Source organism: Mesorhizobium waitakense, assembly GCF_056431085.1.
Map to the genome: position 1 here is coordinate 19911 of NZ_JBWKME010000013.1, position 23206 is coordinate 43116.

The following is a 23206-nucleotide window of genomic DNA, read 5'->3' on the forward strand; positions in this document are numbered from 1 at the left end:
TGCGGCATCGATCATGACCAACGAGTTGGGCGACATCGGATTCGGTTATCGGCCACGCGCCGCCTATGCCTGCGATCCGGCAAAGTCGCGCGGGCGGCTTTTCGATGAGGTCGAAAGCCCGACCCGCACGCCGTTCCAGCGCGATCGTGACCGCATCATCCATTCTACGGCGTTCCGGCGGCTGAAACACAAGACGCAGGTCTTCATCGCGCATGAAGGCGACCACTATCGCACACGTCTGACCCATTCGATCGAAGTGGCGCAGATCGCGCGGGCGCTGGCGCGGGCGTTGCGTGGCGACGAGGATCTCGCCGAAGCCGTGGCGCTGGTGCATGATTTCGGCCACACGCCGTTCGGCCACACCGGCGAGGACGCGCTGAACGAGAAGATGGCCGCCTGGGGCGGGTTCGACCACAATGCGCAATCGCTGCGCATCGTGACGAGGCTGGAGGCGCGCTACGCCGAATTCGACGGGCTCAACCTGACCTGGGAAACGCTGGAAGGCCTGGTCAAGCACAATGGACCGCTGACCGATGGCAATGGCCAGGGCCTGAAAGGGCCGGTGCCGCAGGCGATCCGCGATTATTCGGAGCTGCACGATCTCGAGCTGGACCGGTTTGCCGGCATCGAGGCGCAATGCGCGGCGATCGCCGACGATATCGCCTACAACACGCATGACATCGACGATGGTTTGCGGGCAGGGGTGCTGACGCTGGACATGCTGGAGACGGTCTCGCTGCCAGGAACGATCCTCAAGGGCGTGCGCGCCCGCTATCCGGCGCTCGATGACGTGCGCACCGGCCACGAACTGATGCGGCGCCAGATCACCGCCATGGTCGAGGATGTCATTGTTTCGACCACTGCCAATCTGGACCGGATCAAGCCGCAGAGCGCGGACGCGGTGAGGGCAGCCGGGGAGACGATGGTGACTTTTTCGACCGAAATGGCTGCGTTCGAGAAAGAACTGAAGGCCTTTCTCTACAAGCACCTCTATCGGCACGCGGAGGTGATGCGGGTGCGCGCCGATGCCGAGCAGATCGTCAGGGACCTGTTCGACGTCTATTTCGCCGACCCGCGCGCCATGCCTGACGGCTGGCGAGAGGGGCTCGATCGGGCCGACGATCGCATCAAGGCGCGCAGCGTCGCCGACTTTCTGGCCGGCATGACCGACACCTACGCGCTCAAGGAACATCGGCGTTTGTTTGACCGAACCCCGGATTTGAGCTAGGGCGGGCTCGATTTTGCCGGCCAACGAGCCGGATTCGCCACAAAGCCGCCAGAGCCAGTCCAAATGAACATCTTCGCCGATTTCACCGCGCGAATCATAAAAGCCGTCGAAGCGCTTGATCTAAAAGACAATGATGGCGTTTCGCCGGACCTGTCGCGCATTGCCGTCGAGCCGCCGCGCGACGCCAGCCATGGCGACCTGGCGACCAATGCGGCGATGGTGCTGGCCAAGCCGACCGGCCAGAATCCGCGCGCGCTGGCCGAAAGACTGGCGCAGGCGCTGCGTGGGGACAAGGACGTTGCCGCCGCCGAGGTCGCGGGGCCCGGCTTCGTCAATCTCAGGCTCAGGGACGGTTTCTGGCAGGCGCATCTGACGACGCTGCTTGGCGAAGGCCGCAACTATGGCCGCTCGACGGTTGGTGGTGGCAGGAAAACCAATGTCGAATATGTCTCGGCCAATCCGACGGGCCCGATGCATGTCGGCCATTGCCGGGGCGCGGTGGTTGGCGATGCGCTCGCCAACCTGATGGCCTTCGCCGGCTACGACGTGACCAAGGAATACGTCATCAACGATGCCGGCTCGCAGATCGACGTGCTCGGCCGTTCGGCTATGCTGCGCTATCGCGAGGCGCTCGGCGACGATATCGGCGAGATTCCGGCAGGACTTTATCCCGGCGATTACCTGGTTCCTGTCGGCGAGGCGCTGGCCAGGGAGTTTGGCCGCTCGTTGCTGGAGATGCCGGATGACGAGGCGCTGGCCATCGTCAAGGACCGTACCATCGACGCGATGATGGCGATGATCCGCGAGGATCTGGCGATGCTCAACGTGCATCACGACGTGTTCTTCTCGGAACGCACGCTGCACGCCGACAACGCCAAGAAGATCCGCTCGGCGATCAGCGACCTGACGTTGAAGGGTCACATCTACAAGGGCAAGCTGCCGCCGCCCAAGGGAGAGAAGCCCGACGACTGGGAGGATCGCGAGCAGACGCTGTTCCGTTCGACCGCCGTCGGCGACGACATGGATCGGGCGCTGGTCAAGTCCGATGGCTCGTTCACCTATTTCGCCGCCGACGTCGCCTATCTCAAGGACAAGATCGATCGCGGCTTCGTCGACCTGATCTATGTGCTCGGCGCCGACCATGGTGGTTATGTCAAGCGGCTGGAGGCATTGGCGCGCGCGATTGCCGGCGATAGGGTGAAGCTTACCGTGCTGCTTTGCCAATTGGTGAAGCTGTTTCGCGAGGGCGAACCTGTGCGCATGTCGAAGCGGTCGGGTGATTTCGTGACGCTGCGCGAAGTGGTGGAGGAGGTCGGCCGCGACGCGATCCGCTTCATGATGCTCTACCGCAAGAACGATGCGCCGCTCGATTTCGACTTCGCCAAGGTGACCGAGCAGTCCAAGGACAATCCGGTGTTCTATGTGCAGTACGCCTCGGCGCGCTGCCATTCGGTGTTCCGGCAGGCGAGCGAGCAACTGGGCGAGGCCAATTTCGACCGCAACAGCCTGGCGTCCGCCGTGACCTTGCTGACCGACGAGGGCGAGATCGGCCTGATCCGCAAGCTTGCAGAATATCCGCGTTTGATCGAGTCGGCGGCACTTGCGCTGGAGCCCCACAGGCTGGCATTTTACCTTTATGATCTGGCTTCTAGTTTCCACGGACACTGGAACCGTGGCACGGAAAATCCAGACTTACGTTTTGTTAAGGTTAACGACCGACAATTGACGCATGCCAGACTAGGGCTGGTGCAGGCTGTCTCGGACGTTCTGACGTCCGGCCTGACGTTGATCGGAGCCGCCGCGCCCACCGAAATGCGTTAGGTTTGACTAAAAAACCTGTCACCTTTTGCCCACATTGCGCTGGTAAGGGCCAACCCTACGCGACGTCCATGGCGTCCGAATGAGTGCGAGTTCGGGAACAATAATGGCAGACAGAACCCAGCTGAGAGTAGCCGATAACAACGACATCGTTGATGATGATCCGTTCGCGGAACTGACCAGGATCATGGGATTCGACCCGCGCCAGCCGGTCAAGCCGCAAGCGCCCGTCCAGCCGAAAGCGCCCGTCGCCGATCAGCCGGCGCAAGAGGACGATTTCGAAATCGATCTCGAGAAGGAACTGATGGGCGAGTTCGGCGCTGACGACAGCGACGCCGCTCCAGTCGCCGAGGCGCATGAGCCGACAGCCGAGGCCAGCGCGATGGCCGACGATCTTGCGATGTCGCTCGACGACGATTTCCACCTGGACATGGCGGATCTCGACGACCACGCACCGGTCGCCAACCATGCGGATGTCGCCAGCCATGCCGATTTGGACGCTGCCGAAACCGCGCCAGCCATAGAGCCGGCTTTCGATTCTGATCTCGACAATGCCGTCGCCAGTTCCCTCGAAGACGTTTCGCCCTTCGAGGACGACCAGCCGATTGAGGATGAGCTTGCCGCGTCGCTCGATCAGGACTTCCGGATTGACGACGAAGCCGACGAAGTCCGGTACGCCGCGGCCATTGCCGACGCGCCTGCTGCAGTCGAGCCTGCTGCTGTTGGGCCGGCCTCCGATCCTGAATTCGACGATGCGATCTCGCTCGAAGACGAGCTGGTGCTCGACGACCGTTGGGCAGTGGAGCAGTCCGACGCGGCTGCTGAACCGGCGGCTTCGGAACCTGTCGAGTACGCCATGCCGGCGCAAGCGACTGCGCGTGACGCCCAGGCAATCTCGAGCGAGGATTTTGCCGGTCATTTCGACGACGCCATGGCTGATGTCGATATGGATTTCGACAGTCGTGATGAGCCGGTCGCCTTCCAGGAGCCGGAAGCGCATGATGTGCTTGCCGATACCGCGGACGCGAAGGGCGAGATTTCCGACCCTGAAGGCTCGCTGGACGATGGGTTCGACCTGAACCTGGACGACTCGTTTGCCGAAACGGCCGAAGAGCCGGTCGCCGTGGTTGCCGCCGCTGCGGTCCAGCCGCTGGCGCCAGCCGCCGTTACGGCCGAGCCGGTGGATTCGCCGATCGCGGATGAACGAAGCCTGGAAGACGAGTTGAATGCGCTGCTGGGTGCCATGACCGCGCGCCCGATGCCGGTGGCCAGGGAGCCCGTCGCGGCTCAGCCGGCTGTCGCCGCTCAACCGCCTGTCGCCGCAGTTGCAAAGACCATTGAGGAGCCGGCCGATCTCGCCGACCTCGAATGTGATCTCGACGGACACGCGCCAGAGGAGCAGCACCGCGTTGAAGCTGTCCAGGTCGCCGATGCCGATCTCGACGTTCTGCAGCTCGATGACCTGCAGGAGCAGGATCAACGCTCGCATGTCACCGCGCAAGGCGATGTCGATTTCGACGATGATGCGTTCGACGCGGCTTTGGCCAATAGCCTGGATTCGCGCAATGCAGCCGCTTCTCGGCACGGTCAGGACGATTCTCATGATTGGCTGGCGGAACGCTCCGAGCCGACGGAGCCGACCCGTTCGTGGAGCCGCGTGACGCCGGTTCCGCAGCAGCCGGCATTTAGCGCTCAGCCGACCGCTTCGATAACATCCTGGGCCGCGGCGCCGGCAGTTGCCGCAGTGCCATCCTACCGTTCGAGCGAGCCGGTCGAGACCGTCGCCCCTGCAGCCCCTGTATCCGTGCCGCAACCGCGAGAGTCCTCGCACTACGAAGACATGCCCGATGTCGAGACGATCGACGTGCCCGAGCGTGTCGTGGCGCTGGCGGACGATCTCGACATCCCGGAACTGCACTTCGAGGAAGACAAGCCGGCGACGCCTGCCTATGACGATCTCGACGCGGAATTCTCCAGCCTTCTCACCGAGATGAATTCGGTGGAGGTCGCTCCTGCTCCCGCAAGCAGTGCCGCTTATAGCGATGAATCCCACAATGCCGGCTATGAGGAACCCAAGTCGGCCTATGACGCCATCAAGCCGGGCTATGACGGTGTCAAGCCGGGCTATGACGGGGTCAAGCCGGCCTATCAGCCGGAAGCGCGGACCTATGCCGCGAGGCCGGCCGAAATGCCTGCCCGCGCGACAGCGTCGGCAGGCTATGCGGATGCCGCTGGCTTCGACCTCAACAATCTGCCCGGCAGCCAGCCGGTTTCACAGGCGGACGATTTCACCGTCGACGAACTCGACTACGATCCCGAACTGGATGAGGCTATGGCTGTTCCGGGTCTCGGCGAGCGGGAGGCTGCGAGGCCCTCGCGCCGACGTGGCCTGTTCGTTGCAGCTGTTGTCGGCGCGGTGGCGGTTGCTGGCGGCCTCGGTGCCTTTGCGCTGTCTTTCGGCGGCAAGGGCGGCAGCGATGCACCGGTGATCGTCAAGGCCGACAACGCGCCGATCAAGGTCAAGCCGGAAAATCCGGGCGGCACAGTGGTGCCGAACCAGGACAACAAGGTTTACGACGCGGTGGTCAAGGGGACCAAGCCCGCCGAGCCTGTCCAGGATAAACTGGTCACCAACGTCGAAGAGCCGGTGGATGTGCAGGCCAAGGATCCCGCCCGCGCGATCGATCTTTCCGCTGACCAGAACGCCGCGGCAACTGGAGCGGACGACGGCAACGCCGCGCCGGTCGCCAATGCCGCGCCGGCCGCCAGCGCGGCGCCGGCCGATACCGCGGCGCCGGCACCGAAATCCGAAGATCGCATCGCGCAGGTGCTGCAGGAGGCCGACAAGGGCACCAACGCCGATGTCGTCGCGGTTGCGCCGCGCAAGGTGAGGACCATGGTGGTCAAGTCAGACGGTTCGTTGGTGCCGCGTGAGGATCCGGCGCCTGCGGCACCGCAAGTGGCAGCCGCTGAGCCGGCCGACCCGGCGCCGCAGCAAGTTACCCCGTCGTCCCAGGCCGATGCGGACCAGACCGGCACCGTGACGCCCGCCACCGCCCAGGCAGACGACGAGCCGGCCCTCAAGCCGGCAGCCAAACCGGCCGCGGCGCCCAAGGCCGAGGCCAAGGCCCAATCGGCAAACACGCCTGCCAAGGTTCCGGTCGCGCCGCAGCGCCCGTCCGACCAGCCGGTTGATGTCGTCGGCGAGGTCAAGCCCGACCAGGTTGCATCCATCGATCCGGGATCAACCGCGACCGGCGGTGGTTCGTGGTCGATGCAGATCGCTTCGCAGCCGACGGTCGAAAGCGCCCAGTCCAGCTACCAGGATCTGCAGCGCCGCTACGGCAGCGTGCTTTCCGGCCGCACCGCCAACATAGTCAAGGCGGAGATTGCCGGCAAAGGCACGTTCTACCGTGTGCGCGTTCCGGCGAAGTCGCGCAACGACGCGATCAACCTGTGCACCAGCTACAAGGCTGCCGGCGGCAATTGCTTCGTCTCGCGCTAGCAACTGAAGTCAACCAATCAAAGCCGGCGCGGTCTCAGACCGCGCCGGCTTTTTCATGTGGATGAGATCTGTCTTCAAGCGCATGCGGCGGGGGACGATTCCCTTTGACCGCGCGAAGCCCTAAACTCCCGTCATGACCGAATCAAAATCCATGATCCTCGGCTGTGCCGGGAAATCGCTCACTCGCGAAGAAATCAATTTCTATCGCAACGAATGCCCGTGGGCCTTCATCCTGTTTGCGCGCAACATCGGCGAGACCGAGCAGATCCGCGATCTGGTCGCCGAGATGCGCGACTGTATCGGGCGTCCGGACGCGCTGGTGTTCATCGACCAGGAAGGCGGCCGGGTGCAACGCCTGCGGCCGCCATTGGCGCCGAATTATCCTGCCGGTGGCGCACTCGGCGCGCTGTGGCGCGACGATCACGATGCCGGCGCCCGCGCGGCCTGGCTGATGGCGCGACTGCATGCCTTCGACCTGCTGCGCTACGGCATCACGGCGGATTGCCTGCCGGTGCTCGACGTGCCGATCGAAGGCGCCAGCGACGTCATCGGCGCGCGTGCCTATGGCAAGGAGCCGCGACCGGTGATCGAACTCGGCCGTGCTGCCGCAGAAGGGCTGATGTCGGGCGGCGTGCTGCCTGTGATGAAGCATATTCCCGGCCATGGGCGCGCCCTTGCCGACACGCATTTCGAATTGCCGACGGTGAATGCGTCGCTCAGCGATCTGCAACGGCATGATTTCGCCCCGTTCCGGGAGCTCAACCATCTGCCCATGGCGATGACGGCGCATGTCGTCTACAGCGCCATCGACCCCAAGAACCCGGCGACGACCTCCGGCAAGGTCATCGACGAGATCATCCGTCGTGAAATCGGCTTCGACGGACTGCTGATGAGCGACGACACCTCGATGAAGGCACTTTCTGGGGATTTCCCGACAAAGGCGGCCTCGATCCTTGCGGCGGGCTGCGATCTGGTCCTTCACTGCAACGGTGTTTTCGAGGAAATGGCCGGCATCGCGTCGCGCACCACGGGGCTTGAGGGCAAGTCGCTGGAGCGCGCAAGACGGGCGCTGACCTATATCAAGAAACGCGACGCGGCTGAAGAAACCGAGATACGCGCAGAATTCGCCACCTATTTCGATGCGGTGGCCTGACAAAGGAAGCGAGAGAAAGTGGCGGAAACATTGGAAAGCAAGGCCGCGAAGGCCGCACCGATGGACCGTCTGTGGGCCGAGAACGACGATTCCCGCGTCACCGGCGATCCGTCGCTGGTCGTCGACGTGGCCGGCTTCGAAGGTCCTCTCGATCTGCTGCTGCATCTTGCCCGCACCCAGAAGGTCGATCTGGCGCGGATCTCGATCCTGGCGCTGGTCGAGCAATATCTGACCTTTGTCGAGACGGCGAGGGCGCTCAGGCTCGAGCTTGCCGCCGACTATCTGGTGATGGCCGCGTGGCTAGCCTTCCTCAAGTCGAAGCTGCTCATCCCCAAGCAGCCGGGCGACGAGGGCGAAAGCGGCGAGGAACTGGCGGCGGTGCTGCAGTTCCGGCTGAAGCGGCTGGAGGCGATGCGCGACGCCTCGGCGCGTCTGGTCAACCGCAACCGGCTTGGCCGCGACGTGTTCGCGCGCGGCATGCCGGAAATGGTCATCATCGAAAAGCGCAACGCCTATTCGGCCTCGCTCTACGATCTTTTGACCGCCTACGCCCAGCAGCGGCAGAAGCAGGCGATCAACAATGTGACGATCGCCAGGCGCGGTGTCTGGTCGCTCAAGGACGCGCGCGACATCCTGACCCGGCTGGTCGGCGCGGTGCGCGACTGGACGGCGCTGGAGAGTTTTCTGATCGAGTACATGACCAGCCCCGAGGAGCGGCGCACGGCGATCGCCAGTTCGTTTGCCGCCACGCTGGAACTGGTGCGCGAAGGCAAGATGGACATGCGGCAGGACGACGTGTTCGCGCCGATCTACCTGCGCGGCCGCGCACAGGCAATCAAGGCAGTCGAGGTGGCATCATGAGCGAGCGCGCCAACGCTTCGGTTATCCCGTTCAAGGTCGATGATGAAACGGAAGGGGAGTTGTTTCCCCAGGAACCAGCCGAGCAGGTCCAGAACCCGGCCGAGCGCCTCTATATGGCGGAAGCCGTGCGCATGGCCGAGGCGATCGTGTTCGCCAGCGCTGAGCCGGTCAGCGAAAAGCAGCTTGCGGCACGGCTTCCAGATGGCATCAACATCGCCCTGGCCATGGCCGACCTGCAGCAGATCTATGCGCGGCGCGGTGTCAATCTGGTGCGCGTCGGCGACGCCTGGGCGTTCCGCACCGCCGGCGACCTGGCCTTCCTGATGAGCCGCGACACGGTGCAGCAGCGCAAGCTGTCGCGCGCGGCGCTCGAAGTGCTGGCGATCATCGCCTACCACCAGCCGGTGACGCGCGCCGAGATCGAGGACATCAGAGGCGTCGAAACTTCGAAAGGCACGCTCGACACCCTGCTGGAAACGGAATGGGTGCGCATGCGCGGCCGACGCAAAACGCCGGGACGCCCTGTCACCTATGGCACGACCGAGACCTTCCTCGACCATTTCGCGTTGGAGGAAATCCGCGATCTTCCCGGCATGGAGGAACTGAAAGGGGCAGGGCTGCTTTCGGGCCGCATGCCGTCGAATTTCTCCATTCCACAGCCGCCGGCCGATCCCGATGCGCTGGCCGACGACGAGGATGCGCTGACCGACATCGACCTCGAGGAACTCGGCCTGCTGACGCCGCGCGTCACGGAAGATTGACTGGCAATCGCGGCCAATCTGTCGAGGATGCGCGGATTCGTAGCGGGCCATCACGCCGAAAATGCGTGACATCCGCCACCCTTTCATAAACTCTGTCGCAGTTGTGTTTGAATCCCAACGCGAAAACGCATAGATCATCGCCAGGGAAAACATTCGAGAGAGATTTGCTATGGGTTCATTTTCGATTTGGCACTGGATGATCGTGCTCGTGATCGTGCTGCTGGTGTTCGGCCGCGGCAAGATCCCTGAGCTGATGGGTGACATGGCCAAGGGCATCAAGAGCTTCAAGAAGGGCATGGCGGACGACGACGTTGCCGAAGACAAGCGCACCGTCGAACACCGCGCCGACGAGACCGTTTCGGCCGCGAAGGAAAAAGCCAGCAAGAGCTGAGCCAAAGGTTCTAGTCGGAACAGAGTGCCATGTTTGAAGTCGGCTGGACCGAAATGCTGGTCATCGCGATCGTCATGATCGTGGTCGTCGGGCCCAAGGATTTGCCCAATATGCTGCGCACCTTCGGCCGCACGACGGCGAAGCTGCGTGCGATGGCAGCCGACTTCCAGAAGCAGTTCAACGAGGCGCTGAAGGAAGCCGAGCTCGACGACGTCAAGAAGTCGGTCGACGAGCTCAGGGGCCTCAGCCCGATGTCCGAGATCAGGAAGCAGCTCAATCCGTTCGAGCAGGCGGCGGCCGATGTGCGCTCCGGCGTCGACGCCGTGATGAAACCTAAGCCGGCAGATGATCCGACAGCGCCAGCCGCTTCGACGCCGCAGGCGGCCGAGCCGTTGAAGAACGGCGCGACAACCATGCCTGGCGTCAGCGGGCCGGAAGCCGCACCAGAAGCGCCGATTTTCCCGGCAATGACCGATGAATCGGTGGTGACCGCGTCAGTGCCGGCCGAACCGGTTGTCGCGGCGAAGGCCTCGGCGGTGAAGAAAGTGGCCAAGGCTGCGCCGGCAAAAGCGGCTGCGAAAGCGCCTGCCAAGGCGTCGGCAAATGGCACGATGGCTTCCGCGCCGGCAAAGGCGGCGACCGCCAAGGCCGCACCTGCGTCCAAGGCGGCGGCAACGCCTGAAAAGGCTACGAAGCCCGCTGCAACAAAGGCGGTCGCGACCAAGCCGATCGTTACCAAGCCAATCGTTACCAAGCCAATCGTTACCAAGACTGAGACGAAAGCTGAACCGAAGCCTGCCGCGGCGAAGAAGCCGGCGGCCAAGAAGACGGCTGGAGCCGCCAAGTGAGCGTTTCGGACAAGGAAAGAGACGAGATCGAGAAATCGTCGGCGCCGCTGATGGAGCATCTGATCGAGCTGCGCCGGCGGCTGATCTGGTCGCTGGGCGGCTTCTTCGTCGCCTTCCTGGTCTGCTTCTTCTTCGCCAAGAGGCTTTTCAACCTTCTGGTCGTCCCGTTCAAATGGGCGACGAAGTGGGCCGGGCTCGATCCGCACAAGGTCGAGCTGATCTACACCGCGCCGCAGGAATTCTTCTTCACCCAGGTCAAGCTCGCCATGTTCGGCGGCATGGTCATCGCCTTTCCGCTGATCGCCACGCAGATCTACAAGTTCATCGCGCCCGGCCTCTACAAGAACGAACGCAACGCCTTCCTGCCGTTCCTGATCGCATCGCCGGTCTTGTTCCTGATGGGCGCATCGCTGGTCTATTTCTTCTTCACGCCGATGGTGATGTGGTTCTTCCTCGCCATGCAGCAGGCCGGCACTGACGATCAGGTGCAGATCTCGCTGCTGCCGAAAGTGTCGGAATATCTCAGCCTGATCATGACGCTGATCTTCTCCTTCGGCCTGGTGTTCCAGCTGCCGGTGGTGACCAGCCTTATGACGCGCGTCGGCATGCTGTCGTCGAAGGCGCTGGCCGAAAAGCGCAAATGGGCGATCGTCATTGCCTTCGTCGTCGCGGCGGTGCTGACGCCGCCCGACCCGATGAGCCAGATCGGCTTGGCCATTCCGACGATCCTGCTCTACGAGGTCTCCATCTGGGCTGCGCGGCTGATAGAGCGCGATCAGGAAAAGCAGCGAGTGGCGCGCGAGAAGCAGGACGCGGCCGAAGAGGTGGCCGAAAAGCCGGCGGACGTGTCCTCCACATAGGCCATGACGCGGCGCCCCCGCCGGGGGCGGCGGGCTCGGACTCGATTGCTTTGTGACGGCAATTATGCTATTGATTTAAGTATGGTGCTGATTTGCGCCAGCGACCCGCCGCAGAGGCGGGTTTTCTATTTTCAGGCTCTCGCGCCATCCCCGGTAAAGCGCGCTAAAGCGAGCTCGCAGCCCTGGCTTCATCACGCCCGATCTTGCATCGATCAACGATGCGGTTTACGCCCTCTGGCTGAAACGCATCGCTATCAAAGCGATGCGTTTCAGTTTTTGTTTTAAGCGTGTCGTTGTCCCAAAACCGCTGCGCACTTTTGGGCGACATGCTACCCAGGAGCGTTCAAACATGCTTGACATCAAATGGATTCGCGACAACCCGAAGGTCCTTGTCGAGGCGCTGGTGAAGCGCTCGTGGTCGGCCGGTGAGGCGCAGTCCACGGTCGACGGGCTGATCGCCTCGGACGAGGCGCGGCGCGAACACGTCACCGAGCTGCAGACCAAGCAGGAGCGCCGCAACGCCGCGTCGAAGGAGATCGGCAACGCCATGCGCTCGGGCGATGCGGCGCTTGCCGAAAGGCTGAAAGCCGAAGTCGGCGAGATCAAGATTTTCATCCAGAATGGCGAGGCGCGTGAACGCGAGCTCGACAAGGCGCTGAACGACGCTCTGGCGGTGTTGCCCAACGTGCCGTTCGACGATGTGCCGGTCGGCAAGGACGAGCACGACAATGTCGTCAAGCATATCGTCGGCAAGCTGCCGACGCGTCCGAACTGGGTGAAGGAGCATTTCGAGATCGGCGAAGCGCTCGGCATGATGGATTTCGAGCGCGCGGCGAAGCTTTCAGGTTCGCGCTTCACAGTGCTGAAGAGCGGACTGGCGCGGATGGAACGGGCCCTCGGCCAGTTCATGCTCGACCTCCACACGACCGAGCATGGCTATGAGGAAGTCGTCCCGCCATTGATGGTCAAGGACGACGTTCTTTTCGGCACCAACCAGCTACCGAAATTCGAGGAGGATCTGTTCTTCGCGCCGCACGGTGAGGGCAGGCTTGGCCTGATCCCCACAGCCGAAGTGCCTCTCACCAATCTCGTGCGCGAAGAAATCACAGCGCATGAAAAACTGCCGCTGCGCTATACCGCACTGACGCCGTGCTTCCGGTCGGAAGCAGGCTCGGCCGGGCGCGACACGCGTGGCATGCTGCGCCAGCACCAGTTCTACAAGGTCGAGCTGGTTTCGATCACCGACCAGGAATCGTCGCTCGCCGAGCACGAGCGGATGACGCAATGCGCCGAGGAAGTGCTGAAGCGGCTCGGGCTGCCGTTCCGCACCATGACGCTGTGCACCGGCGACATGGGCTTTGGCGCGCGCAAGACCTATGACATCGAGGTCTGGCTGCCCGGCCAGAATGCCTATCGCGAGATTTCGTCCTGCTCGGTGTGCGGCGATTTCCAGGCGCGCCGCATGGACGCCCGCTACAAGGACAAGGACGGCAAGGGCAACCGCTTCGTCCATACGCTCAACGGTTCGGGCACCGCGGTCGGCCGCGCGCTCATAGCCGTCATCGAAAACTACCAGAATGAGGATGGCAGCGTAACCATTCCTGAAGTGCTGCGGCCTTACATGGGTGGCCGGGAAAAGATCGAATCGAAATAATGCGCATCCTGCTGACCAATGACGACGGCATTCATGCCGAGGGCCTGGCGTCGCTCGAACGGGTTGCGCGCACGCTGTCCGACGATGTCTGGGTGGTGGCGCCTGAGCAGGACCAGTCCGGTTATGCGCATTCGCTCTCGATCTCGGAGCCACTGCGGCTGCGCAAGATCGGCGAGAAGCATTTTGCCGTGCGCGGCACGCCGACCGATTGCGTCATCATGGGCGTCAAGAAGATCCTGCCTGGCGCCCCCGACCTGATCCTGTCCGGCATCAATTCTGGCGCCAACATCGCCGACGACGTCACTTATTCGGGAACGGTCGCCGGCGCCATGGAGGGCGCGCTGCTCGGCATCCGCTCGATCGCGCTCAGCCAGGGCTACAGCTATGTCGGCGAGGATCGGGTCGTTCCCTACGAGACGACCGAAGCGCTGGCGCCGGCATTGCTGCGGAAACTGGTGGCGACGCCGCTGCCGGACGGGGTGCTGCTCAACGTCAATTTTCCGAACTGCCTCCCCGAAGAAGTTGCCGGCACGGTAGTGACCTCACAAGGCAAGCTCGTGCACAGCCTGTGGGTCGACGAGCGCCGCGACGGGCGCGGCCTGCCCTACTACTGGCTGCGTTTCGGCCGCGAGCCGGTCGAAGGCAAGCGAGGCACCGATCTCCATGCGTTGCGCAACAGGCTGGTGTCGGTGACGCCATTGCAGCTCGACCTCACCGCGCATGAAATCCGTGACCAACTGAGCAAGGCGCTTGCATGAACCAGGGCCTCACAACCGACGACCGCGAAGGTTTTGCTGCCTTTCTGCTGCGTTTGCGCGGCAGGGGGACGGTGCCGAAGGCGCTGATCGCGGCCTTCGAGGCGACACCGCGGCGCGGTTTCCTTGGCGCCCAGTTCCATCCGATCGCCTGGTCGGACCGCATGCTGCCGATCGAATGCGGCGAGGCGATCGAAGGTGCCGACCTGCAGGCGGCGGTGATCTCAGCCCTCGCCATCGAGCAGGGCAACCGCGTGCTCGAGATCGGCACCGGCTCGGGCTACACGGCGGCGGTGATGTCGCGGCTGGCGGCGCGGGTCGTCACCACCGACCGCTACAAGACGCTTGTCGAGCAGGCCAGGCAGCGCTTCGAGGCGCTCGGCATCGGCAATGTCATCGTGCGCCAGGCGGACGGATCCGGCGGCCTGCCGAACGAAGGGCCGTTCGATCGCATCGTCGCCTGGGCAGCCTTCGACAGCCTGCCGCGCTTCCTGCTCGACCAACTGTCGAGCGGCGGCATCGTCATCGCCCCGATCGGACCCGAAGAGGGCGAACAGGTGCTGGCCAAGCTGACCAAGGTCGGCAGCCGGTTCGAACGCGAAGACATCGGCCTCGTGCGCCTGCAGCCGATCCTGCGCAGCGTCGCCGCCGTCATTTAGAGTGATATTCTATGCCGTGCCGGCCTGCGAATTGTGAGCCCGGAAACCGCTGCATTCGGTTCGGCGAGTCGACTTGGCCAGCCCGGCCTGAGCATAGCTTCGGCACTCTGCAAGCGATCTCAAATATTTTAAGAAAATTCGCATCGGATTCTATGGGGTTAACCGACGAGTAACATTAACGCGCTTTAATCATGCCTAGTTTGTACCGGGTATGTGCGGGTTAGTGCGATGCAACTCAGTGTTTTGAAGACAAACGGACGCAACCTGATGCGTGGTTGTGCCGTACTCATGGTCGCAGGCGCTGCGGCAGGGTGCAGCTCCCAGGCCTCACGCTTCAACAGCGTCGATGACGTCTTTACCTCGTCGACCAACAATCAGCGCGCCATCATCAACAAGCAGGACGCCGTGCAGGCCTATCCGGGCGATGTCGAGGCCGCTCCGGTCGACGGCAGCCATACGCAGTCGGTCAGCCGCTCCAGTCTCGAACCTGTCTCAACACGGCCCCTGCCTCCGCCCGTTGCCCAGGCACAGCCGGCTCCGGCACTCGCGCCTGCCGCAAAGCCGGTACGCACCGCATTGGCCCCGGCGCCGCATGTCGACCGGACCACGACCGGCACCGTCGCTCCGGCGGCATCGCCGTTCAAGGTCGCGCAGCCCGACGCACCGCGCGTGGCTGCGGCCGGCACGCCGCATGCAACCGAGATCGTCGTCAGGGACGGCGAAACGATTTCCGGCCTGGCGCAGCACTACAAGGTGCCGGCCGACGTGATCATGAAGGTCAACGGGTTGAGCCCGACCAAGGGGCTGAAGACCGGCCAGAAGCTGGTCATCCCGGCCTATGCATACTCCAGCAAATCGGAAGCGAAAGTCGCCGACGCCAAGCCGGTGAAAAACGGCAAGCACGACCTGCCGGCCACTGCGCCGGACAAGGTCGCCGTCCTGCCGCAGCAGCCGAAGCTTAAAGAGGGCAAGTCCGCCGCTCAGGTCGATACTTCGGCCGCCGCAAGCCAGCCCAAGGACCCCAAGCCGCAGATGGCCGCGGCCAAGGCGACCGGCGCTGCCGGCACCTACACGGTCCAGTCGGGCGACACGCTTTCTTCGATCGCCAGGAAGACTGGTGTCGGCACCGTTGCGCTGAAGCAGGCCAACGGCATGAAGGACGGCTTGCTCAAGATCGGCCAGACCTTGAAGGTGCCGGCCGGCGGAACCGCGACCGTCGCCAGCGCCAAGCCGGCGAAGATCGATCCGGTGACAACGGCGACCACGCAGCCCGCGGCAAAGACGACGCCATCGGAAACGCTGGCGTCCTACACGCCGCCGAAGAAAGATTCGAAGGTCATCCAGCAGGCCGAAGACGACGACGCGGTTGCACCGGATGCAACCGGCATCGGCAAGATGCGCTGGCCGGTGCGCGGCCGCGTGATCTCCGGCTTCGGCTCCGGCAAGGACGGTGTCGACATCGCCGTGCCGACGGGAACGCCGGTCAAGGCGGCCGAGAACGGCGTCGTCATCTATGCCGGCGATGGCCTCAAGGAATTCGGCAACACGGTGCTGGTGCGCCATGAGAACGGCCTGGTCACCGTCTACGGCCATGCCAGCTCGATCGAGGTGCAGCGCGGCCAGAAGGTCAAGCGCGGCCAGGAAATCGCGCTGTCGGGCATGAGCGGCACGACGGACTCGCCGAAGCTGCACTTCGAAGTGCGCAAGAACTCCGCCCCGGTCGACCCCTCTGGCTATCTCGAATAGTCGGGCTGTCTCGAATAGAACAAGAAAGCGATTTTGCGGGCCGTCTGACCTCCAGTCCGGCCCGCCGGCTCAGCCCGCTCCGCAAGGAGCGGGCTTTTTCAGTCGCTTTTCTCCGACCCTAATCCTTGAGCGGCTTGCCGAGTCGTCCAGCCAGGTCCTGGGTGAACTGCCAGGCGACACGGCCCGAGCGGCTGCCACGCGTCGTCGCCCATTCCAGCGCTTCGGCGCGCAACGTCTCGGGATCGACGGAAAGATCGTGATGGCGGACATAGCCGTCGATCATGTCGAGATATTCGTCCTGCGAACATTTGTGGAAGCCGAGCCATAGGCCGAACCGGTCTGAGAGCGAGACCTTCTCCTCGACCGCTTCGGACGGGTTGATGGCGGTCGAGCGCTCGTTGTCGATCATGTCGCGCGGCAAGAGATGACGGCGGTTCGAGGTGGCGTAGAAGATGACGTTGGCCGGGCGGCCCTCGACGCCGCCTTCGAGCGCTGCCTTCAGCGACTTGTAGGAGGTATCGTCGTGGTCGAAGGAGAGGTCGTCGCAAAACAGGATGAAGCGGAAGGGGGCTGACTTCAGCAGTCCCATCAGCTTCGGCAGCGTGTCGATGTCCTCGCGGTGGATTTCGATCAGCTTCAGCGGCAGGTCGGACTTGGCCCTGGCGTTGATCTCCGCATGCACGGCCTTGACCAGCGACGATTTGCCCATGCCGCGCGCGCCCCACAACAACACGTTGTTGGCTGCGTAGCCGGCAGCGAAGCGTTCGGTGTTGTCGACAAGGATATCGCGGACGCGGTCGACGCCACGGATCAGGCCGATGTCGACGCGGTTGACCTTCCGCACCGGCTCCAGATAGCCGGGATCGGCCTGCCAGACGAAGCAGTCGGCCCCGCCGATGTCCGTTTCAGGCACCGGCGGCGGGGCGAGGCGGCTAACCGCCTCGATCAGGCTGTCGAGCTTCTTGTTGAGGGCGTCAATGCTGCTGTCGGTCATGTCGGTCTTTTGTTTTTCGCGTTTTGAAGTGGGGGGCGTGCCGATTCCGTCGGGTTCGAAACCGGTTGCAACCTTTTGTTCGAGCGTGATCTTTTCGGAAAACCGGCTCGTGCTGTTCGCGATCATGCTCTAACACGGCTCAACAGGCCGGAAAAGCAGCCGATTTGGCCGGCCACGCAGTTGCATTGACAACTTTACCGACTATATTCCGGCCAAATTTCAAGGGGCCGCCAAACTCCACAGGACGGTTGGCGGCTGTTTTCAAAATTCAGGAGTACCTCGATGTTCGTGACACCGGCATACGCCCAAGGCATCGGCGGCGCCTCTCCCGATATGTTCATCAGCATTTTGCCGTTTGTCCTGATTTTCGTGATCATGTATTTTCTGATCATCCGGCCGCAGCGCACGCAGCTGAAGAAGCGCGGCGAGATGCTGGCCGCGGTTCGTCGCGGCGACACGGTCGTCACTGGCGGCGGCTTCGTCGGCAAGGTGACCAAGGTGATCGACGACAACGAACTCGAGATCGACCTCGGCGGTGGCACCAAGGTGACCGCACTGCGTTCGACGATCGCCGACGTGCGCGTCAAGGGCGAGCCCGTGGCGAACCAGAACGCCAAGAAATAACCGAATTTCAGGCGGAGCGATCCGCGGACACGCTCTGACGGACGACGCCATATGCTGTATTTCTCGCGCTTCAAGATGATCCTGATCTGGGTGGCCGTGGCCATCACAGTGATCCTCGCCGCGCCCAACCTGTTTCCTGCCAGCACCTTGGCCAAGCTTCCCGACTGGGTGCCGAAGCGGCAGATGACGCTCGGCCTCGATCTGCAGGGCGGCTCGCACATCCTGCTGGAGATGAACCAGAACGATCTGATCAAGGATCGGCTGGAGACGACGCGCGACGAAATCCGCACACTGCTGCGTGACGCCAAGATCGGCTATACCGGCCTTGCCGGAACGGGGCGGACCTTGCAGGTCCGCATCACCGATCCTGCCCAGCTCGATGCCGCCAAGAAAGCGCTGAAGTCGCTGACCGATCCGGTCGCTGCCGGCCTGTTTACCGGCGGCTCCATCCAGGAAATGACGCTCGACGATTCCGGGCCCGGCCTGCTCAAGTTCAACGTCACCGACGCCGGCATCAAATACCGCACATCGACAGCCCTGACGCAGTCGATCGAGGTGGTCGAGCGCCGCGTCAACGAACTCGGCACGACCGAACCCATCGTGCAGCGGCAGGGCGACGACCGTATCCTTGTCCAGGTGCCGGGCCTTCAGGACCCGCAAAGGCTGAAGGAAATCCTCGGCCAGACCGCCAAGCTGACGTTCCAGATGGTCGACCAGTCGATGCCGGTGCAGGACGCGCTCAATGGGCGCCCGCCTGCCGGCTCTTCGGTGCTGTATTCGCAGGATGATCCGCCGGTTCCCTATCTGATCGAAAACCGCGTCATCGTTTCGGGTGAAAATCTCGTCGATGCCCAGGCGACATACAATTCGCAGAATAACGAGCCGGTGGTTTCATTCCGCTTCGATTCGAAGGGCGCGGCGCGCTTCGGCCAGGCCACGGCACAGAATGTAGGCAAGCTGTTTGCCATCATCCTCGACAATCAGGTGATTTCGGCGCCGCAGATCCGCGAGCCGATCCTCGGCGGCACCGGCCAGATCTCGGGTAATTTCACCGCCCAGAGCGCCAACGACCTCGCCGTGCTGCTGCGCGCCGGCGCATTGCCCGCGACGCTGACGGTAATCGAAGAGCGTACCGTTGGTCCGGGGCTCGGCCAGGATTCCATCCATGCCGGCAAGGTCGCCGGCATCATCGGCTCGGTCCTCGTCGTGGCCTTCATGTTCGTTGCCTACGGCTTCCTTGGCTTCCTCGCCAACATCGCGCTGGCGGTGCACGTGGCGATGATCGTCGGGCTGCTGTCGCTGCTCGGCGCGACGCTGACCTTGCCGGGTATCGCCGGTATCGTGCTGACCATCGGCATGGCCGTCGATTCCAACGTGCTGATCTACGAACGTATTCGCGAGGAGCGACGCGCCGGCCGCTCGGTGATCCAGGCGATCGACACCGGCTTCTCGAAGGCGCTGGCGACCATCGTCGATTCCAACGTCACATCGCTGATCGCCACCGTGGTGTTGTTCTATCTCGGCACCGGGCCGGTGAAGGGCTTTGCCATCACCTACGCCATCGGCATTCTGACCACGGTCTTCACCGCCTTCACCTTCACCCGGATGCTGGTCTCGATCTGGTTGCGACGCGCGCGGCCGAAGGAGTTGCCTCACGCGCCGGTGACCTTCGTCAAGCCTGGGACGAAAATTCCGTTCATGGGCATCCGTCGCTGGACGTTCACGCTGTCGAGCGCGCTTTCGATACTGTCCGTGGTGACGTTCATGACCGTCGGCATCAACTACGGCATCGATTTCAAGGGCGGTTCGCTGATAGAGGTGCAGGCCAAAAGCGGCAATGCGGACATCGCCGACATCAGGGGCCGGCTGTCGGACCTCAACATCGGTGAGGTCCAGGTGCAGCAATTCGGTGCACCGAACGACGTGCTGATCCGCGTTGGCACGCAAGATGCAGGTGAAAACGCCGAGCAGACTGTGATCGACAAGGTGCGTGGCGAGCTGCAGGACAATTATGATTTTCGCCGCGTCGAAGTGGTGGGGCCGACGGTGTCCGGAGAATTGGCCAAGCAAGGCACGATTGCCATGCTGGTCGCGCTGGTCGGCATCCTGATCTATGTCTGGTTCCGCTTCGAATGGCAGTTCGCTGTCGGCGCCATCGTCGCCACCGTGCACGACGTTGTCATGACGCTTGGCTTCTTCGTCATCACCGGGCTTGAATTCAACCAGTCGTCGCTGGCGGCGATCCTGACCATCATCGGCTATTCGCTGAACGACACCATCGTCGTCTATGACCGCGTTCGCGAGGATCTCAGAAAATACAAGAAGATGCCGCTGCCGCAGCTCTTGAACAATGCCATCAATGAGACGCTGTCGAGAACGACACTGACCTCGGTGACGACCAGCTTGGCATTGCTGGCGCTGGTGCTGTTCGGCGGCGAGGTTATCCGCTCCTTCACGCTGGCGATGCTGTTCGGCGTCGTGTTCGGCACCTATTCGTCGATCTTCATCGCCGCGCCGCTGCTCATCCTGTTCAAGTTGCGGCCGCAGGCCTCGACCTCGGATGAGGAGAAGCCGCTCGGCGGCGGCAAGGCGGTCGCGACCTGACGCGCGGCCCCGAAGGGGTGACAAAACGGTGACCGGCAAAGGCATCGTCATCCGTGAGGCGCATTTCCCCGGCCGCGCGCCGATCGAAGCCTATGGCAATGGCGGGTTCCGCTTCGCCGACATGTCGCATCGCGGCTCGCTGCTCTGTCTGCCATCCGGCATCCATGGCTGGGAACCGGCTGATCCCGCGGCGCTGACGGTGGCGGATTTTGACAGGCTGCTGGCTGAAGCCGACAAGATCGAGATCCTGGTGGTCGGCATGGGCAGGGATCTCAGGCCATTGCCGTCGGCACTGCGAGCCGCGCTGAAGGCGGCGGGCATTGCGTCCGATCCGATGTCGACGGGTGCCGCGGTGCGGACCTACAATGTCCTTTTGGCGGAAGACCGCGCCGTGGCCGCCGCGCTCATCGCCGTCGATTGACATGTCTGAGAATGCCAAAATCGTCGTGGATGCGGTGCGCGCCGCCGATCACGACCGCTATCTCACCGCGCTCTATGCGCCGGCCGACAAGCGCGACGCGCTGTTTTCGCTCTATGCCTTCAATGCCGAGATCGCAGGCATTCGCGATCGCATCCACGAGGCGTTGCCGGGCGAAGTGCGGCTGCAATGGTGGCGCGATGTCATTGCCGCTGAAGATGACGGCGCAAGCATCGGCCACCCCGTTGCCGACGCGCTGAAGGCGACGATTTCCGCTTTCCGCCTGCCGAAACCGGCCTTCGACAACATGCTCGAAGCGCGCATTTTCGACCTCTACGACGATCCGATGCCGTCGCGCACCGATCTGGAAGGCTATTGCGGCGAGACGGCAGCCGCACTTATCCAGCTTGCGGCGATGGTGCTCGATCCCGTCGCGGCGTCACGGTTTGCCGAGCTGGCGGGTAGGGCAGGCTGTGCGCAGGCGATGACCGGCCTGCTGCTTCTGCTGCCGCTGCACCGCAAACGCGGGCAATGTTTTGTCCCGGCCGATATCCTGGCCGCGGCGGGATCGTCGCCGGAAGAGTTTGTTGCCGGCGATGGCGGCCCTGGCGCCAAACGCGCGGTGGCAGCGATGATGGCGCTGGCGCGCGACCATCTTTCCGCCTTCGAGCAAGGCGCGTCTGCTCTGCCGGTTTCGTTGCATCAGGCATTTCTGCCGCTGGCCCTGTCGCGTGCCTATCTCAGGAAAATGGAGAGTGGTTCGCCGCTCGATGGCGTGGCGCGGCTGTCGGCTTTGCACAGGCATTGGCTGCTGCTGCGTCGCGCGAGCAAGGGCTGGTCGGCACTTTGACGTAAACGTCAATCGTGTTAAGGAGTCCCCGGCCAAACTGTTGCCAGAGACGACAGACCGGCCGGAGGAGATACCCATCCATGAGCTTGCCTTTGCTGGTCGCGATTGTCGCCCTTGGCATTGCGCTGTCGGTCGCCTCCGTACATTTCACCGGTGGCAGCAGGACCGCCACGCTTGCTGGCGCGGACCAGGCGCTGAGCCGTTTCGCCGAGGATTTTCCCGACGAGGTGGCTGCGGCAGTTCGCCTGACGGCTGATGCCGGGACGGCGTTCCTGGATCTCGGGCGAGGGCGCACTGGCATCGTTCACAGCGTTGGCGACTGTTTTTTGACCCGCATCGTCACATCTCGGGACGTCACGGCTTTGACTGCCGGCGACGCAGACACGGTCTCGTTTCGGCTAGCCGACTTCACCTGGAAGGGCGGTCGCTTTCGCTTTGCCAGCGCAACAGATGCGCAAGGCTTGCTGAAAGCGCTTGAGCCGCGACATTCAAATTCCGCTGGGGAGGCGACGTGATGGACAGCTACAACTTTCCGCAGGTCACCCAACTGGCCATCCCGTTCTTCGTTGCCGCGATCCTGATCGAGCTTTGGCTGGTGCGCAGCGGCCGCGCCAACGGCTCGTTCGAGACGCGCGACACGTTGACCAGCCTGATGATGGGCACCGGCAATGTCGTCGCTGGGCTGCTGCTTGGCGTGGTGTCCTACTGGGCGCTGCTGTGGCTGTGGCAGTTCCGCGTGTTCAATCTCGGCCTGTCGGTCTGGGTGTTGCTGGCCGCCTTCTTGCTCGATGACCTGCGCTACTATGTCTACCACCGCATCGCGCACAGGGTGCGCTGGGTTTGGGCCGAGCACGTCAACCACCACTCAAGCCAGCACTACAATCTGTCGACGGCGCTGAGACAAAGCTGGACCAGCCTGTTCACCTTCATGTTCGTGCTGCAGGCGCCGCTGGTGATGCTTGGCTTCCATCCGGCGGTGATAGCCTTCACCTTCGGCTTCAATCTGGTCTGGCAGTTCTGGATCCACACCGAGACGATCGGCAAGATGTGGGGCTGGTTCGAATTGGTCGTCAACACGCCGTCGCACCACCGTGTCCACCACGCCACCAATCCGCGTTATCTCGACGCCAATTATGCCGGCACGCTGATCATCTGGGATCGCCTGTTCGGCAGTTTCGTCGAGGAGCTGGAAGAGGACCGACCGCGCTACGGCATCGTCAAGAACCTTGGCACCTTCAATCCGCTGAAAGTGGCGTTCCACGAATGGATCGGCATGTTCAGGGATGCCCTTGCACCGGGGCTGACCTTGAGCGATCGGCTGAACTACCTGATCAAGCCGCCGGGCTGGAGCCATGACGGCTCGCGCGAAACCTCGGAGAGCCTGAAAGCCGCCTATGTCAGGCGGAATCCGGGCGAAGCCGGCAAGCCGGGCTTGCCGGAAGCGAGTGTCGAGTCGGCCGAGTAGTGAAGTAAACTA

At 63.2% G+C, this 23206-nt stretch carries 21 protein-coding genes; 20 read left to right on the plus strand and 1 reads right to left on the minus strand.

Annotated elements, in window-relative coordinates; translation table 11 throughout:
* The first annotated feature begins 13 nt into the window (after positions 1-13).
* The 13 genes from AC07FD_RS01375 (at position 14) to AC07FD_RS01435 (ending at position 16239) form a co-directional block, all read left to right on the plus strand.
* Positions 14-1228 (plus strand): deoxyguanosinetriphosphate triphosphohydrolase, encoded by a 1215-nt coding sequence (locus AC07FD_RS01375; RefSeq protein WP_478348336.1) that lies wholly within the window; start codon positions 14-16, stop codon positions 1226-1228.
* Between the two features lie 63 nt (positions 1229-1291).
* A complete protein-coding gene (gene argS, locus AC07FD_RS01380; RefSeq protein ID WP_478348337.1) occupies positions 1292-3049 on the plus strand; it encodes an arginine--tRNA ligase in 1758 nt (585 codons plus the stop codon).
* Between the two features lie 103 nt (positions 3050-3152).
* On the plus strand, positions 3153-6551 hold the full coding sequence (locus tag AC07FD_RS01385; protein ID WP_478348338.1) for an SPOR domain-containing protein: 3399 nt from the start codon (positions 3153-3155) through the stop codon (positions 6549-6551).
* A 133-nt stretch (positions 6552-6684) separates the two neighbouring features.
* Positions 6685-7704 carry a beta-N-acetylhexosaminidase gene (gene nagZ / locus AC07FD_RS01390; protein ID WP_478348339.1) on the plus strand — a complete coding sequence of 340 codons (1020 nt, stop codon included), beginning with the start codon at positions 6685-6687 and terminating at the stop codon, positions 7702-7704.
* Positions 7705-7764: 60 nt separating this feature from the next.
* Positions 7765-8565: a segregation and condensation protein A gene (locus tag AC07FD_RS01395; protein WP_477417159.1), complete on the plus strand. Its 801-nt coding sequence runs from the start codon at positions 7765-7767 to the stop codon at positions 8563-8565.
* Complete coding sequence (scpB, locus tag AC07FD_RS01400; protein WP_478348340.1) at positions 8562-9326, plus strand: SMC-Scp complex subunit ScpB; 765 nt, start codon at positions 8562-8564, stop codon at positions 9324-9326. Before AC07FD_RS01395 ends, scpB begins: the two co-directional genes overlap by 4 nt.
* Before the next feature lie 169 nt (positions 9327-9495).
* Positions 9496-9717, plus strand: a complete 222-nt coding sequence (locus AC07FD_RS01405; protein WP_095087696.1) for a twin-arginine translocase TatA/TatE family subunit — start codon at positions 9496-9498, stop codon at positions 9715-9717.
* A 29-nt stretch (positions 9718-9746) separates the two neighbouring features.
* Positions 9747-10565, plus strand: coding sequence for a Sec-independent protein translocase protein TatB (tatB, locus tag AC07FD_RS01410; protein WP_478348341.1), 819 nt, complete (start codon positions 9747-9749; stop codon positions 10563-10565).
* On the plus strand, positions 10562-11425 hold the full coding sequence (tatC, locus tag AC07FD_RS01415) for a twin-arginine translocase subunit TatC (protein ID WP_478348342.1): 864 nt from the start codon (positions 10562-10564) through the stop codon (positions 11423-11425). The genes tatB and tatC overlap by 4 nt, the downstream gene beginning before the upstream one ends.
* 349 nt (positions 11426-11774) lie before the next feature.
* The gene (gene serS / locus AC07FD_RS01420) at positions 11775-13079 is read left to right on the plus strand and encodes a serine--tRNA ligase (RefSeq protein WP_478348343.1); all 1305 of its coding nucleotides are present in this window, start codon (positions 11775-11777) and stop codon (positions 13077-13079) included.
* Positions 13079-13837, plus strand: coding sequence for a 5'/3'-nucleotidase SurE (surE, locus tag AC07FD_RS01425; protein WP_478348344.1), 759 nt, complete (start codon positions 13079-13081; stop codon positions 13835-13837). The genes serS and surE overlap by 1 nt, the downstream gene beginning before the upstream one ends.
* Positions 13834-14493: a protein-L-isoaspartate(D-aspartate) O-methyltransferase gene (locus AC07FD_RS01430; protein WP_477227415.1), complete on the plus strand. Its 660-nt coding sequence runs from the start codon at positions 13834-13836 to the stop codon at positions 14491-14493. The genes surE and AC07FD_RS01430 overlap by 4 nt, the downstream gene beginning before the upstream one ends.
* Before the next feature lie 228 nt (positions 14494-14721).
* Positions 14722-16239, plus strand: a complete 1518-nt coding sequence (locus tag AC07FD_RS01435; RefSeq protein WP_478348345.1) for a peptidoglycan DD-metalloendopeptidase family protein — start codon at positions 14722-14724, stop codon at positions 16237-16239.
* A 118-nt stretch (positions 16240-16357) separates the two neighbouring features.
* Here the strand turns inward: AC07FD_RS01435 and AC07FD_RS01440 are convergent, their stop codons facing one another.
* Positions 16358-17233, minus strand: coding sequence for an ATP-binding protein (locus AC07FD_RS01440; RefSeq protein ID WP_477398880.1), 876 nt, complete (start codon positions 17231-17233; stop codon positions 16358-16360).
* On the opposite strand from AC07FD_RS01440, the gene AC07FD_RS01445 reads away from it, so the two are divergent.
* From AC07FD_RS01445 to AC07FD_RS01475, 7 genes are all read left to right on the plus strand, one after another.
* The gene (locus AC07FD_RS01445; RefSeq protein ID WP_478348346.1) at positions 17217-17366 is read left to right on the plus strand and encodes a hypothetical protein; all 150 of its coding nucleotides are present in this window, start codon (positions 17217-17219) and stop codon (positions 17364-17366) included. The two genes, AC07FD_RS01440 and AC07FD_RS01445, sit on opposite strands and share 17 nt — an antisense overlap.
* A gap of 149 nt (positions 17367-17515) precedes the next feature.
* Positions 17516-17857, plus strand: coding sequence for a preprotein translocase subunit YajC (yajC, locus tag AC07FD_RS01450; protein WP_010909882.1), 342 nt, complete (start codon positions 17516-17518; stop codon positions 17855-17857).
* Positions 17858-17908: 51 nt separating this feature from the next.
* Complete coding sequence (gene secDF / locus AC07FD_RS01455; protein WP_478348347.1) at positions 17909-20461, plus strand: protein translocase subunit SecDF; 2553 nt, start codon at positions 17909-17911, stop codon at positions 20459-20461.
* 28 nt (positions 20462-20489) lie between these two features.
* Entirely contained in the window at positions 20490-20882 is a 393-nt protein-coding gene (locus AC07FD_RS01460; RefSeq protein WP_095087708.1) for an Mth938-like domain-containing protein, read from the plus strand.
* Between the two features lies 1 nt (position 20883).
* On the plus strand, positions 20884-21729 hold the full coding sequence (locus tag AC07FD_RS01465; RefSeq protein WP_478348348.1) for a phytoene/squalene synthase family protein: 846 nt from the start codon (positions 20884-20886) through the stop codon (positions 21727-21729).
* An 80-nt stretch (positions 21730-21809) separates the two neighbouring features.
* Entirely contained in the window at positions 21810-22244 is a 435-nt protein-coding gene (locus AC07FD_RS01470) for a hypothetical protein (protein WP_478348349.1), read from the plus strand.
* Complete coding sequence (locus tag AC07FD_RS01475) at positions 22244-23194, plus strand: sterol desaturase family protein (protein ID WP_478348350.1); 951 nt, start codon at positions 22244-22246, stop codon at positions 23192-23194. The genes AC07FD_RS01470 and AC07FD_RS01475 overlap by 1 nt, the downstream gene beginning before the upstream one ends.
* Positions 23195-23206 lie beyond the last annotated feature (12 nt).